Source organism: Lysobacterales bacterium (assembly GCA_014946745.1).
Lineage (GTDB): Bacteria > Pseudomonadota > Gammaproteobacteria > Xanthomonadales > Xanthomonadaceae > Aquimonas.
In genome coordinates this window covers 836728-851281 of the sequence record JADCRD010000001.1, presented here as the reverse complement: position 1 = coordinate 851281, position 14554 = coordinate 836728, and the positions used below count along the sequence as shown (strand labels likewise).

At 68.8% G+C, this 14554-nt stretch carries 10 protein-coding genes and 1 pseudogene; 5 read left to right on the top strand and 6 right to left on the bottom strand.

Features of this window, described 5'->3' with window-relative positions; genetic code table 11:
* The first annotated feature begins 2 nt into the window (after positions 1–2).
* A complete protein-coding gene (locus H4O13_03585) occupies positions 3–662 on the top strand; it encodes an RloB domain-containing protein (protein MBE5314463.1) in 660 nt (219 codons plus the stop codon).
* Between the two features lie 92 nt (positions 663–754).
* On the opposite strand, the pseudogene H4O13_03580 reads toward H4O13_03585, so the two are convergent.
* Together H4O13_03580 and H4O13_03575 are read right to left on the bottom strand one after the other, a co-directional pair.
* Positions 755–1095: pseudogene (locus tag H4O13_03580) on the bottom strand (type II toxin-antitoxin system RelE/ParE family toxin).
* Positions 1095–1376: a type II toxin-antitoxin system Phd/YefM family antitoxin gene (locus H4O13_03575; protein MBE5314462.1), complete on the bottom strand. Its 282-nt coding sequence runs from the start codon at positions 1374–1376 to the stop codon at positions 1095–1097. Before H4O13_03575 ends, H4O13_03580 begins: the two are co-directional and overlap by 1 nt.
* A 685-nt stretch (positions 1377–2061) precedes the next feature.
* Between H4O13_03575 and H4O13_03570 the strand changes: the two genes are divergently transcribed.
* Positions 2062–2919 carry a hypothetical protein gene (locus tag H4O13_03570; GenBank protein ID MBE5314461.1) on the top strand — a complete coding sequence of 286 codons (858 nt, stop codon included), beginning with the start codon at positions 2062–2064 and terminating at the stop codon, positions 2917–2919.
* A gap of 406 nt (positions 2920–3325) precedes the next feature.
* Here the strand turns inward: H4O13_03570 and H4O13_03565 are convergent, their stop codons facing one another.
* On the bottom strand, positions 3326–5071 hold the full coding sequence (locus tag H4O13_03565) for a gamma-glutamyltransferase family protein (protein ID MBE5314460.1): 1746 nt from the start codon (positions 5069–5071) through the stop codon (positions 3326–3328).
* 359 nt (positions 5072–5430) lie between these two features.
* Positions 5431–5964 (bottom strand): hypothetical protein, encoded by a 534-nt coding sequence (locus H4O13_03560; GenBank protein ID MBE5314459.1) that lies wholly within the window; start codon positions 5962–5964, stop codon positions 5431–5433.
* Between the two features lie 464 nt (positions 5965–6428).
* Here H4O13_03560 and H4O13_03555 point away from each other — a divergent pair, with 464 nt between their 5' ends.
* Positions 6429–8558, top strand: a complete 2130-nt coding sequence (locus tag H4O13_03555; GenBank protein MBE5314458.1) for a hypothetical protein — start codon at positions 6429–6431, stop codon at positions 8556–8558.
* Positions 8559–8690: 132 nt separating this feature from the next.
* Here H4O13_03555 and H4O13_03550 read toward each other — a convergent pair whose 3' ends face one another.
* Positions 8691–9398 (bottom strand): class I SAM-dependent methyltransferase, encoded by a 708-nt coding sequence (locus tag H4O13_03550; protein MBE5314457.1) that lies wholly within the window; start codon positions 9396–9398, stop codon positions 8691–8693.
* A 245-nt stretch (positions 9399–9643) separates the two neighbouring features.
* Positions 9644–11383, bottom strand: coding sequence for a family 43 glycosylhydrolase (locus H4O13_03545; protein MBE5314456.1), 1740 nt, complete (start codon positions 11381–11383; stop codon positions 9644–9646).
* A 305-nt stretch (positions 11384–11688) separates the two neighbouring features.
* Between H4O13_03545 and H4O13_03540 the strand changes: the two genes are divergently transcribed.
* Positions 11689–12966, top strand: a complete 1278-nt coding sequence (locus H4O13_03540) for a hypothetical protein (protein ID MBE5314455.1) — start codon at positions 11689–11691, stop codon at positions 12964–12966.
* Positions 12967–13051: 85 nt separating this feature from the next.
* A complete protein-coding gene (locus H4O13_03535; protein MBE5314454.1) occupies positions 13052–14479 on the top strand; it encodes a hypothetical protein in 1428 nt (475 codons plus the stop codon).
* Positions 14480–14554 lie beyond the last annotated feature (75 nt).

Genomic DNA, 14554 nt, shown 5'->3' with positions numbered 1-14554 from the left:
CCGTGGCGAAACCAAAGAGCCACCGCCAGTTGCGCCGAAGCGGCCCCAAGCGCGAACCGTATGATCGAGTACTCATTGTCTGCGAAGGCGAGAAGACCGAACCAAACTACTTGCGCGAACTGATCGAGCATCACCGACTGAGCACGGCGAACGTCACCATCACGGGAGACAGCGGATCTGCGCCCACTTCCGTCGTTGAATATGCCATCGAGTTGTTCGACAAGGATCCGGATTACAACGCGGTGTTCTGCGTATTTGATCGTGACGGCCATCCCAGCTTCGATCAAGCTATCCATCGCACTCGTGGCAAGTCACTGATCCGTCGCTCCGGGAAGATCGGAGTAGGGAGCGCGCGCTTCGAGGCCATCACGTCGATTCCCTGCTTCGAATACTGGCTGTTGCTGCACTACGAGTACACCACTGCACCTCTGCCACGCTTTGCGGATGTCGAGCCGCGCCTCAGGGCCATCGCCGCACACGCCAGCTACGCGAAGGGGAACAGGGGCTTGTTCAACGCAACCAGCGCACGTCTCAGCACCGCGATGGCCAATGCTGATCGTGCCAACGCTGCCGCAGCAGCGGCCAGCACGGACAACCCGACCACCCAGATGCCGGTGCTCATCCGCTATCTGGTTGATCTCGCGGACAAGAAGACCCGATGACCCCCATCCGTCCCCGAAAGCGACACCAGGTCTTGTCTCGCCACATCGCCACCTAACGCCCCGCGCTACGCCGCAGCGCCGGAGCCTGACGATTACGCCCTCAACAACTTCTGCGCTAGCACAGACTGCAGATCTCGTCGCCAGTCCACGACCAGCACCGCATACGCCGCTCCGCCTTGGACGCGATAGATCATCCGCCAGGGTTTAAACAGCACCTGTCGGTAGGCCTTGATGCCCAGCGTCAGCAGCTCCTTTGGGGACTGCCGCGTTCGGGCGATTGCTCAAGGCTTTGCACCAGGGACATCAGTCGATCGAGCAGGCGGTCCGCGCTCACCGGGCTGTCGAACTCAGCCAGATTGCGATGCAGTGTTTCCAGATCATTCTCGGCGCCGCGGGTCAGCAGCACCGCGTGGCGCTTGGGTGACCGCGGCATCAGTCGTCGCTGCCGCCGCCCGTGCGGCGCAGCCTGGCGATGACCTCGGCGGCGGGGCGCGCGCGGCCGGCTTCGATGTCCTGCTGGCCCAAGGCCAGCAACTTGAGCAGGGCCAGGGTTTCCTGGGTCTGCTCGTAGCTGGCGACATCCTGCAGCACGGCCTTGGCTTCGCCGTTCCGGGTGATCACCAGCGGCTCGCGGTCTTCGCCGATCTTGCTGAGCACCTCCGCCGCGTTGGCCTTGAGGTAGCTGATCGGCTTCACTTGGCTTGAGAAGCGCATGGCGAGGGGCTCCGCATGGGGTGCGTCTGAACTTGGACCGAATTTGGTTCGAACTCGGTTCCGCATTGCATCCGCGGGAACGGGCGGATGGCACACGCCTCAGCGCCCGGCACAGCCCGCGGGAGGTGCAGGTCCGAGGGACCGGCTCGCCGCAACACACTTCGCGAGGCGGCGCGGTCGGCGTTCGATTGCACGGAGGCTTCCATGAGCGGTTCGCAGTTGGGGCGGTTGGCGCTGTCGTTGGCGAGCCCTGCACTCGTGAGGCGCGGCCGCGGGTAGGGGCGAGCGTGCGGCGTCGGTGGGTCAAGACCCACCCTATGGGACTGAGGCTTCCATGAGCCGTTCGCAGTTGGGGCGGTTGGCGTTGGCAAGCCTTGCTTTCGTGAGGCGAGGCCGCGGGCAGGGGCGAGCGTGCGGCGTCGGTGGGTCAAGACCCACCCTATGGGACTGAGGCTTCCATGAGCCGTTCGCAGTTGGGGACCTTGGCGCTGGCGTTGGCAAGCCCTGCTTTCGTGAGGCACGCCCACGGGGCCGGCCAGGCCAGGCCAGGCCACGGGAATCCTGCGACGCTGCGTTACCCATTCGTTACCCACTGGAGCTGGACGACCGGGTGGCGCTGCGGTGACGATGGCGAGGTCGGCGCCCGCAGGGGCGCCGCGTTCGTCCTCCATACGAGTATCTCGCCATGTCCATTCGATCTTTTTCGTCCTTGCGGCTTCTCATGCCCGCGCTGCTGCTGATGCTGTTCGCTGCCGTCCCGTCTCATGCCGAGCAGCCAGGCGGTTTCCAGTTGCGCTCCCTCTCCGCCGCGCCGGGTACTCCGCAGGTGCTGCGTGCGGGCGAAACCGTGGGGCTGGAGTACAGCGGCGTTTGGCACGACGGTTGCGTACCCGAGGTTGTGGCGCTGGAGGGAGCGAACCGACGGTGGGTGCTGCGGTTGTCGCGGCTCCCGCCGGACCACGTTTGCACCACGGCGATGAGGCCCTTCTCGCTTCGGCTGGAAGCGCCGCGCTTCGACGAGGACGACGTCGGCGTGATCAAGGTCGTGGTGGTGCGCGACGGTGCCGGCTGGATCAGCGAGCACGAGCTGGTGGTGCTGAGCGCTGCGCCCTCCCCGGAAACACCCACCTTCGGCGCGTTCGATGTCGGCGGCTCCTGGTACGACCCGGCCCGATCCGGTTCGGGGCTGCTGCTGCAGCATCGACGCGAGGGCAGGCAGGACACGGTGACCGGCGGCTGGTTCCACTTCACGCCCAGCGGCGAGACGCGCTGGCATCTGCTGGTGGCGGACCGCTGGGACACGCCAACGAGGCTCGTAGGCAGGGTGTATCGGGCCAGCGGCCAACCCTTCGGCTGCACGGCGCAGTCGCCGAACCCGGACTGCGACTTGTCGCCTGCCGAAGGGGCCGATGTCGCCCCTGTCGGCATTTTCGCGCTCAGCTTCGAAAGCGCTGGCAGCGCTCAGCTCACCTTCTCGAAGCCGGGTGCCCCCGCCTTGATCTGGGTGCCGGGTCGGCCGATTCCGCTCAGGAAGCTGATGTAGGCGCTGCCGCTCCGCGCTGTAACAAGGTCGAGGCGATAACAGCACTGCAGCAACACCCAGCGAGCGATGCGTCGCCAAGAGTTGCAGACTGTCGGCTGAGGCGATGCTCGCGCGCGCAGGTTCTCAGGTTGCCTCGCCAAGTGCTCTGAGCAAAGCCCCTCTCCCCTCGTGGGAGAGGGGTTGGGGAGAGGGGGGCTTGTCGCGAGGCCTACACCTCTCTCCCCCAACCTTCCGTCGCTTCGCTCTGGCCTAGAAGAGCCTCGATGTCACCGGCAGTCGACGCTTCTCCCCGATTGCTTCGAGGGGGCTGGGTGTAAAGCGCGCATCACGTGCGGCAAGGTTCCCCCCTCTCCCCCGCCCCCTCTCCCTCCGGGGGAGAGGGGAGCCAAGCGATGCGCAGCGCGGCCTAGCGCTGCGCGGGCTCCAGCTTCACCGCCCTGCCCTCCAGCCGCGGATCCGCGCCACCGACCAAGCCATCAGCAGTGACCTGGATCAGGTGCGTGCCGCTGTAGAGATCCGCCTCGACCACATTCCAGCCGAGCTGGCGCAGGCCCTCAAGGATGGCCGTCGGCAGACGCCCGCGTTCGGCTTCGATCGCGCGGTGGCGGGCGAACAGGGCGGGCGTGGCCAGGGCCTGCTGCGGGCTGAGTTTCCAGTCGAGCACGCCGATGATGCTGCGGGCGACCGAGGCGATGATGGTGCTGCCGCCCATCGAGCCCGTGACCAGCACCAGCCTGCCGTCGGCATCGGTGACGATCGACGGCGACATCGACGAGCGCGGCGCCTTGCGCGGGGCGACGGCGTTGGCGACCGGCTTGCCGTCGATGACCGGCTCGAAGGAGAAGTCGGTGAGCTGGTTGTTGAGCCAGAAGCCGCCGGCCATGCGCTGCGCGCCGTACTCGGATTCGATGGTGGCGGTGAGCGCGACCGCATTGCCTTCGGCATCGACGATGGAGAGATGCGTGGTGCCGTTCTCCTGCATCGCGTTGCTGCCCCAGCGCTGCCGCAGGGCCTCGCCGGCCGGCGCGCCGATCGGGATCGCATCGCGGCTGCCGCGAACATCGATCAGCGCGGCGCGCGCGTCGAGATAGTCGGGGGCTACCAGGGCTGCGGTAGGCGCTTCGACGAAGCGGTCGTCGGCCATGTAGTGGTCGCGGTCGACGTAGGACAAGCGGCTCGCCCACACGAACGCCGCCCAGTCGTCGATGTTCTGCGGGCCGTCGGGCGTGGGCCGCGCACGCGCATACAGGCCGAGGATCGACAGCATGGCGTTGGCCGAACTCGGCGAGGGCACCGAGCAGACGCGGTACGCGCGGAAGTGCGCGCACAGAGGTTCAAGACGGCGCGGCGCGAGGGCCGCGAGATCGTCCAGGCTCAAGCTGCCGGCGCGCGGTTCGCGCTGGGCGGCGGCGATGATCTCGTCGGCGATGCGCCCTTGGGTGAGTGCGCGCGGGCCCTGCTCGGCGATCGCGCGCAGGCTGCGCGCGTACTCGGGGTTTCGCAGGCGATGGCCCTGCGGCCAGGGCTCACCCGTTTCATCGAGATAGATCGCCCGCGCCTGCGGGTCGGCGGCGATCGCGGCGCGATACGTCTGAAGACTGCGCGCCAGCCGCGGGCCGATCACGAAACCCTCTTCGGACAGCCGGATCGCCGGCTGCATCAGCCGCGACCACGGCAGCCGGCCGTGCGCCTCATGCGCCATCGCCAGCATGGCCACCAGGCTGGGCGTGCCGATCGACAGCCCGCTGGCCTGGGCGATCTCGAAGGACATGGGCTGGCCGTCAGCCTGCAGGAACATGTCCGGCCGCGCGCCGATCGGCGCCCATTCGCGGCCGTCGTAGGCCTCGATCGCGCGATCACTCGCGCGGTAGTGCACGAGCAGGCCGCCACCGCCGACGCCCGAGGATTCGGGCTCGACGAGGCCCAGCGTCAGCGCCACGGCGATCGCGGCATCGACCGCGCTGCCGCCCTCGCGAAGCATCTCCAGCCCCGCGTCCACCGCCAGCGGATCGGCCGCAGCGACCATGGCTTCGCGCGGTGCGGCCTGGGCGTGTGGCGCTTGCCGGGGCGGTGGCGTCGATACGCAAGCGGCGAGCAACGCAGCCGCAATCAGGGAGAACCAGAGCCCACCGCGGCCTGCCTGCATATTCATCGCGAGAGTCCCGAGACGGAGGCGCGAAGCATGTCAGTTCGCGCACCGCATAGACAGACGCAGCTCAATGCCTGCGCCGCAGGCCGGAAGGCCCCGCCACCCGCTCAGGCATGCGGCGCGCGGCCTTCGCCGGAGCGGCTGGCTCAAGGCTGCGCGCCACCCTAAGACAACACGGATCAAGTCCCTCCTGGCCTTGATCCGTGGTCGCGAGTCCGGCACAGGTCCGGACTCGTTCGGCCGCTACCGGGAGACGCCTTCGCTTCGCTCGGTCACGCTGGATCAAGCATCGCGTGCTCGCTCCGCGGGCGCGCCCTCCATGGCGCGCGGCAACGCTGAATTCTTCAGCCTTGCCCCAAGCCTCAGAGCCCGCTCATCGCCGATTCGCACAGGCTCGCGTTCGACATGTTCTGCTGCTGGCCGTCGCTGGCCGAGGCGACGCCCATCAGCGCGAGGTTGCAGGCCGCACTGAATGGCGTGCCGGCGTGGGCAAGCGGCTTCAGGCAGGCGGTGTCGAGGCGCAGGATCAGGGCATCGCACTGCGGGGCGAGGGTCCAGCCCGCGCCAGCGCTCGGCGCCCGCTGCGCCCTGAAGTTTCGGCTTTCCGAATTGCAGTTGAGCTGCGCGAGCGCCGTGCCAGGCGTCGGCGCGCTCATCACGCCCTCGGAGTGGGTGGTCACAACGCTGACGAGGGGCAGCACTTCGGAGCCACGCAGGGCACCGAGGATGCCGTCGCGCACCTCGCTGTAGTGAACGGCGCAGTCGACATCGGCCGCCGGGGTGGCGAGCGCGGACGGTGCGGAGGACTGTGCGGCCTGCGGGGCGTCTGCTGAGTCGCCGCTGCAGGCGGACAGTGCAAGGGCTGACAGGGCGAGCAGGGCGATTCGATTCAGCATGGCTTGTCCTCGTGGTTTCGATGGTCGCCGCGCGCGCAGGTCGGTCGCGCAGCGGGGAGCGGCTCGGGTTACGCGCCGGATGGGCGAACCCCGACAGCGCAAGCCTCGATAAGTTCGGCACACCGCCCGTCCCCCGCTCGACGCACGCGATGCGGGCGAGCGTTCGACGCATGACAGCACCCGGCCTCTGCTCGGGCAAGCGCGGCGATGGCGCCGGATGGCGGATCCGCAGGCGTTGCTACGTGCCTCTGCTGTGCGGGCCAAGGATCGGCTCACGCGGGGCTTGGGGCTCCGGGCGGGTCGGCCCATCGTCGCTGCAAGCACTGCAGGCGATGGACCCTGTGCCGCTGCGGGCTTGCCAGCCGCGACGGCGAGGCGGACGCTAGCCCACGCCCGAAAGAGCGGAAGGCCCCACACCACAGACGCAGCGCCATCGCCCTCACCCCTTCGACAAGGACACACCGATGCGACTCTGGAACACCCTGTTGGGCATGCTGCTGTGCCTGTGCGTCTCGCAGAGCCTGCATGCGCAGGCCGTTCTGCTTGCACATCCCGGGCCCACCGACAACGGCGGCGGCATTGGCAGCGCGATGTTCTTCGACCTCCAGGCGCAGACGCCGGTGGTGGTGACCGGGTTCACCACCGCGGTCGATGCGGCCGCAGGCGAGACCGTCACCGTCCGGGTCAGCATCCGCTCCGGCACCGCGCTGGGCGGCACGCTCGCCACCGGGCCCGGCGCTTCGAGCGCAGGCTGGCGTCTGCTTGGCACCTTTTCGTCGACCCAGGGGACAGCCAGCGTCTCGCTGCCCATCGGGCTGCCCGATATTCCGATCTCACCCGGCGAGGTGGTCGGCGTCGCCGTCGAGTTCATCGACAGATTCCCTGCCTACGTCGGCACGGGCGCGCCCCCGATCTCGACCTACAGCAATGCCAACCTGATCCTGCGCACCGGCGAAGCGCGCTCGATCCCCTTCACCAGCGGCGGCAGTCTGTTCTCTTCGCGTGCAATGGTGGGCTCCATCCTCTACCGCAGCGGCGATGCGGTGTTGGCGACCAACCCCGGCCCCTCCAACAACGCTGCGGCGCCCGGCGCCGCGATTTTCTTTGATGTCGAGGCCAGCACGGGGGTGGTGCTGACTGGCCTTACCACCGCCTCTGAAGCCCTGCCGGGCGCGAACTTCAACCTCCGGATCCGGACGCGTGCGGGCTCCGCGCTGGGCGGCCCCGTCGGCAGCGGCCCGGGAAGCTCGCAGGCCGGGTGGACGGTGCTCGGCACCGTCACCGCCACACAGGGCAGCAGCGGCGAGGTCTCGCTGCCGATCACCATTCCCGAAGTGCGCGTGGCCGCCGGCCAGGTGCTGGGTGTCGCCATCGAGTTCATCGACATAGGGCCACGGTACTTCGGCCTCGCCACGCCGCCGCTGGAAACCTACAGCAACCTCGACCTGAGCCTGCGCACGGGCGAAGCGCGCACCGCCCCGTTCACCGCCGTGGGCAACTACTTCAGTTCGCGCGCCCTGATTGGCAGCCTGCAGTACCGCCTCGATGACGCCGTGCTGCCGGCCCACCCGGGGCCTAGCAACAACAGCGGCGCGCCCACTTCAGGCCTGTTCTTCGACCTGTCATCGAGCACGGGCGCCGTGGTGAACGGCTTGACCATCGCCAGCGATACGCCGGGCATCGGAAGCTTTCAGATCGAGGTGTATACCCGCAGCGGGACGGCGCTGGGCAACAGCCTCGGCAGTGGGCCCGCGACCTCCAGCAGCGGATGGACGCTGCGCGGCACGGTCAACGCACGTCAGGGGCCGGGCGAAGTCTCGCTGCCGATCACCCTGCCCGATCTGCAGGTGAGCCCCGGCCAGACCCTCGGCGTGGGTCTGCGCTTCCTCGGTGCGGGCCCTCGCTACTTCGGCAGCGGCTCGCCCCCGCAAGAGACCTATGCGAGCCCCGGCCTCACCCTGGTCACCGGCCAGGCGATGACCACGCCCTTCACCGCCACGAGCGCCGTGTTCGGCTCGCGCGCCCTGATCGGATCGCTGCGCTGGCGTCCGCGCGGTGAGCGTCTGAGCGCATCTCCCGGTCCCGCTGACAACGGCGGCAGTCCGGGCTTCGGTCTGTTCATGGATCTGCATGCGCAGAGCGACCTCGTGGTATCCGGCCTCAACACCGCCACCCAAGCCTCTCCCAACGCCAACTTCCAGCTGCAGGTCTACCGTCGCAACGGCAGCACCCTGGGCGGCAGCGTCACGACCGGGCCAAGCAGCAGCAGCGCGGGCTGGACGCTGCACGCCACGGTCACCGGCCGGCAGGCTGCCAGCGGGCGGCTGTCGCTGCCGATCGCGATTCCTGATCTGCCCATGCTCGCGGGCCAGACCGTTGGGCTGGCTCTGGTCTTTGTCGATGTGACGCCCAGCTACATCGGCAGCGGCAGCAGTGCAGCCAGCACCTACAGCGCGGGCGGCCTGCAGCTCACCACCGGCGAAGCAAGGGGTGCGCCTTTCACCACCGGCGGCAGTTTCTTCGCGTCGCGACGGCTGGTGGGCAATGTGTTCTACGAGCGCAGCCCGGGCATCTTCGGCAATGGCTTCGAGTAGGCGCGCACGGCCCTGATCGATCGCAGCGCGCGGCGCGCCATGGAGGGCGCGCGCGTGCGCTGCCGCCTCAGTGCCTGCGCTGAAGCGCATGGCGGGCTGCGCAGACTTTCGACCCGCCCCGACCTGCCGCGCTCAGCGGCGCTCCCACTCCATCACCAGAAAGTTCGGCGCGCGCCGGTAGCGATCGGCCTTGTCTCCGGCTACGCCCACCGGCGCGGGTTCGGCGAAGTGGCGCAACTCGAACCCCAGCGAAAGCAGCGCCTGCATGTAGCGCTGAAGCGGTCGATGGTGGTTGGCGATGCGGATGCCCTGCCAGGCAATCCAGGTGACGCTCTCCTGCAGGTAGTGGTCGATGCTGAAGCGACGGCTGCCGTCGGGCTCGCGGCTCCAACCCTGCCCCACCGCGGCGGTGTTGAAGCCCTGCAGGTTGGCGATCAGCAGGCTGCCGCCGGGCTTCAGCACGCGATGCGCCTCGGCCAGCGCGGCATCGAGTTCGGCAATATCGATCAGCGACAGGTAAAACACAGCGAGATCGCAGCTCGCCTCCGGCAGCGGCAGCGCCTCCGCGCCGGCGATGCGGTAGTCGCCCTGCGGGTCGCGTCGACGCGCGTGCTCGATCAAGGCAAGGGTGGGGTCGACGCCGATGCAGTCGATGCCCTCGGCCTTCAGCATCCGGCAGAAGCGCCCTTCGCCGCAGCCGATATCGACCGCGCGCTGAAAGCCGCGCCCGCGCACCCGCTGCAGCATCGGCGCGTCGAGCACATAGCGACGCCCCCAGTCGCCCTCGCTGCCGATCACCTCGATCCAGGCCTGCGCGGATGCGTCCCAGCCCTGTGTCATGCGCCTTCCCCTGATCTGGCGGAGCGCCGCACTCTACCGCAACACGGATCCAGCCCCTTCTGGCCTTGCTCAGCGATGGCGAGTCGGGCACTTCCCGGGCTCGCCTGCGCGGGATCCGGCGCGTGCATGCTCGATCCGCGGGCGCGCCCTCGATGGCGCGCGACAAGGCTGAGTTCTTCAGCGTTGGCCCAGCCCGGACGCGGCGGGCGTCCGATCACCGCGACGCCGCGCCGCTGCGCTCGCGCTCAGGCGCGCGAGGCCGCGTCCAGCGCGCGAAAGCGGAACCCGCGGAACCGCGCCTCGCCCTGCCCGGCCGCATACAGCCCGGGCTTCAGCATGTGGAAGCCGCCGCGCACGTTGTGGTGGTAGCCGGAGACTTCCATGCCGCGGTCGTAGCGGGTCCAGTGGCGGCCGTCGTCGGAGGTGTCGAAGGTGACGATGTGGCGGTCGTTGCGCACGCGCATGTGCAGGCGGCGCCCGTGCGGGTTGGCCGGGCGCGCGCGCTCGATGCCGTACTGGTGGGTGACAAAACGCTCAGTGTCGAAACCGAGCCCGCAGTACAGCCGGTCGTCGTACCACAGCAGCAGGCCGGCGACGGCGCCTTCATCGATTTCGATCTCGCACTCGAACTCGTAGGCCTGCTCACCGACCACGCAGAGCAGCGGCGGTGAGCTCGACGGCGCGCTGCCGCGGGCCGCGAAATGCAGGGTGCGATCGTCGACGCGCAGACGCTCGGCCTCGTCCGGTGCTGGACGGAAGAAGCTCCACTGCAGGCCGTAGCGCAGTGCGCTGAAGTCATCCGACAGCGCCATGCCGTGCGGCGGCGGATCGCGGCCGGGCGCAGGGCTGGGCGCCGGCAAAGGCTGCGACAGATCGCCGCCGCCGAAGTCGAACCAGCCGTCTTCGCTCCACTGCACCGGCGCCAACAGGCACTGCCGTCCCAGCGTCCAGAAGCCGTTCTCGTAGCCGTGGTAGACGCCCCACCAGTCACCCTTCGGCCCTTCCACCAGGGTGGCGTGGCCGCGCGACCACCACTGTTCCGCCGCCGACCGGGTGCGTACCAGCGGGTTGCGCGGGTGGTGCTCCCACGGCCCGTGGATCGACTTCGAGCGCGCCGCGATCACCATGTGCCCGGTCGGTGGGCCGGCGGTGCCGCCGACCGCGGTGATCAGATAGAAGTACTCGCCGCGACGGGTGATCTTCGGGCCCTCCGGTGCGAAGGCTTCGACCACCCAGTCCGGCGGATAGCGCCAGGGGTCGTAGACGTGCTCGGGCTCACCGATGCGCGACAGCCCGTCATCGGCCAGCCGCACGCGATCGCCGCCAGACAGGAACAGCCAGCGCGAGCCGTCCTCGTCGACCGCATGCCCCGGATCGATGTGGTTCGGCAGGTCCAGATCGATGGGCTCGGACCACGGCCCACGGATGTCGTCGGCGTAGATCACCCAGCTGCTGGTCTTCGAGCCCGGGGCCGCGGTCTGCTTGGTCGGCAGGTAGATGTAGAAGCGCCCTTGGTGCTTGATCAGTTCCGGCGCCCACACCGAGCCGATGTTGCGGGTCAGCGCCGGGCCGATCGGCTGCCAGTTCAGCAGATCGCGCGAGTGCCAGATCAAGAGGCCCGGATAGGCTTCGAAGCTGGAGAAGGTCATGTAGTAGTCGTCGCCGTCCTTGACGATCGACGGGTCGGGCCGATCGCCGGAGACGATGGGGTTGAGGTAGCGGCCGTCGCCAAGATCAGCGCGCCGCTGGTTCTCGATGCCGCGCGCCCAGGCCAGGGGTGGGTTCTGCGGCGCGCAGTCGAGGTCGCCGGCAAGCGCACGCCGGCTCGCGCCATCGCTGGCGGCCTGTGCGCTGTCGACGCCCGCCGCGGGCGTGTTCGCGTCGGGCGCGGCGTCCGCAGCGAAGGACTCAGCGGCCAGCGCCCCAGCGCCGAGCCCCAGCGCGCCAAGGCCGGCCGTCTTCAACAGTTCGCGTCGTGTGTGCATGGGCTCGTCCCTGGCATCGCCTGAGTTCAATCGGAGGAAGATGCCGGAACCTGCCACCCGTGTCATGCGCGGATTCCGGCCATACCGCTCGGAATATCTGCAGCCTTCGGGCGCAGTTGCGCCCTGCCGGTCGCGCTTGTGGACTGGCGCGGCAGGCCGGTGTCGACGGCGCTGCCGCAGCCACAGCGCCCCAGCCGTGGAGAGACCCGCTCCTACCCCTACACTGGCGCCGCAGCAATGCCGGCCAAGCGCGCTGCCGATCGCGACGCGCGGCCCTGCGTGCTTTCACTCTGACCGAGCTCTCCATGTTGAAGCGTCTGCTTTCTTCCCTGCTGCCCCGATCTTCCACCGCCGCAGCGGCCGCACTGGACGCGACCGGCGCCATCGCCACGCCCGAGCACTTCGCGGCCGTGCCCATGCCGTGGCGCAGCGGCACCACGCTGCCGCTGCCCGACTGGGATCGGCTCGCGCTGCAGGAGCCCGCCGACCTCACCGATGCAGCGCGCCACGACTGGTGGACGGCCGCCGCCGCGCACTGGCTGCTGGCGACAGGTCGCGAACTCGCGGGCGACTATCGCCTGCGTTCGAGCCCCGATTTCCTGCTGCTGTCGAGCCTGGCGGATCGGCCGGCGCAGGTGTTCCTGCAGTTCTGTCAGGACGTGCACCGCTGGATTCGGCGCAACCTCGGCGACATCGCCAGCGACGCCGGCCACGGCAAGCACGCGGTGATGGTGTTCGCGAGCGAGGACGACTATTACCGCTACATCAGCCACTACTACCCCGAGGAAGGCGAGTTCGCGCTGTCCTCAGGGATGTTCGTCAACGCCGGCTACGGGCACTTCGCGATGTTCGAGGGCGGCATGGCGCAGATGCAGCCCACCGTCGCCCACGAGCTGACGCACTGCCTTGTGAGCCACCTGCCGATACCGGCCTGGCTCAACGAGGGCCTGGCCACCAACACCGAGGCCGCGCTGTTTCCGCAGCTGTTCGCGCCCTCGGCCCAGCTCTACCACCCGAACGAGATGGTGCGTAAACACGCGGCTTTCTGGAACGCCGACACCATCCAGGAGTTCTGGTCGGGGAATCCTTCCTGCGCACCGACGAAGGCAACCTGCTGTCCTACGACCTCGCCCGCCACCTCACCGGGCGGGCGGCGCGCGCCGAGGGCCGCTTCCGCGCCTTCGTGCGCCACGCCCACCAGCGCGACGCTGGCGTCGGCGCCGAGCCGCGGCTCGGCTTTCGCATCGCCGATCTGGCCACGGCCATGCTCGGCGAGGGCGAGTGGGCGCCCGACTCCTCGCGCTGGCGCGAGGGCGTGGAGCGCGGGCAGTTCTAGCAGCTTGTTGAGAAACTCCCTTCCGGGGGGTTTCTCAAGTCGGCGGTCCGGCGCAGGTCCGTACCGCCTCACGACAAAGCAATCGCTTACGCGCTTGCTTCCTCGTCCCGGCCATCCCTGGCCGGGCCAGCAGGCTGTTTTTCAACAGCCTGCTAGAGGCCAGCCCGCGCGCACGCACATGCGGCGGACGGTGAACGATCACGGACGAACAGGTTGGGAGCCTCGTCGCTGCGAGTGTCAGATCTGACAGCTGGCAGAGCCAGCGCTCGACGGCTTAGTTTGGTGACGCCGATCACATTCGGCCCGCACCCACCTATTCCGGGAGAACCGCCATGTCGAAGCCGCAGACTCCTCTGCTTGCCGCCCTTCTTGCCGCCTGCAGCCTCAGCGCCAGCGCGGCGGCCACTGCCGGGCCGAGCGTCGCCCCGGATGGCCTGCAGTACGTGCAGTCGAGCTGTTCGATCTCGGCGCGCGAGTTCGGCACCTGGTTCGAGGACGGACGCATTGCCGCCGGCGGCGACGTGAAGTTTGCGGACAGCCTGGCCTTCCCCGAGTCGCCCAGCGCCTGCGACTTCTACAAGTGGGCGCACCAGATGTTCCTGTGGATCAACTCGCCCGAGGCCGGCGGCACGGTGCTGGACTCGCCGGTGTTCTTCGATCTGATCTTCGACGCGGCCGGCAACGGCACCTACGTGCGCAATGGCGCCGGCGCGACGGGCAACCGCTTCAGCCTGCGCGGCAGCAAACCGCAGCAGTTCCAGCCCGGCGGCCAGGCCGGCGGCAACGACACCCTGCTCAGCCTCAAGGGCTCGCTGGTCTACTTCGCCACCCACGCCAACGACGTCTACGCCTGGTTCAACACCGCGGTGACAAACGGCGCGATCTCGCAGGACGCCGCGTTTCCGACCACCCAGGCCGAGCTGGCGTCGATCCTGGCCTATGCCAGCCAGAACGGCAGCAACCTCAAGGACGGCAATGCGCTGACCCTGGAGCTGAAGACGGCATGGGTGGACGCCAGCACGGTCGCCGACCTCAGCCAGTACATCACCACGGTCGCAGCCGTACCGCGCTATCTGAAAACCAGCAGCACCACCTGGACCATCGACGCCAAACAGCCGACCGAGGTCAAGACGCTGGCGCTCGTCGGCATGCACGTGGTGGGGCCGGTCAAGGGCCACCCGGAAATGGTCTGGGCCACGTTCGAGCACAAGGACAACGCGCCGGACAACGACTTCTACTTCAACAGTCTGTTCGGCCAGCAGATCGAAGTGCCCTACAACTCGCAGGGCGATTGGAACTTCATGCAGAACGGCGGCAGCCGCGACGGTGCCCTGGTGGCGCAGATGACCGTGCAGAGCAACGGCGATCTGCAGGCCACCCAAGGCAACAGCATCCGCCCGAACGATGTCTATCGGGCCAATCCCTGGGGCAGCGCACCGACCCCGGCCTCGGCCGACAACAACAGCCAGCTGATCTCGCTGAACTTCGATATCCAGCTGATGCTGGGCCTGGTCAAGGACGTGCGCGCGAACTACTTCCAGGTGGGCGCGGTGTGGTCGAAGGACGGCTCGATTCCAAAGAGCGGCAGCGATCCTGCGCTGGCCGGCTCGGTGCTGCTGGCCAACACCACCATGGAGACCTACCACCAGGACAGCCCGCCGGGCTGCTTCGGCTGCCACGGCGCGTCCAGCGGCAAGAGCACCGACACCAGCCACCTGTTCTCGACAGACAACACGCCGCTGGTGCCGAAATCGCCCTGATCCGCGGCGCACTGACCCGGGACGCGCCTGGCGCGTCCTCGGGCCTGCGGGCCTCAACCGCGCCGCCCCCGCGGG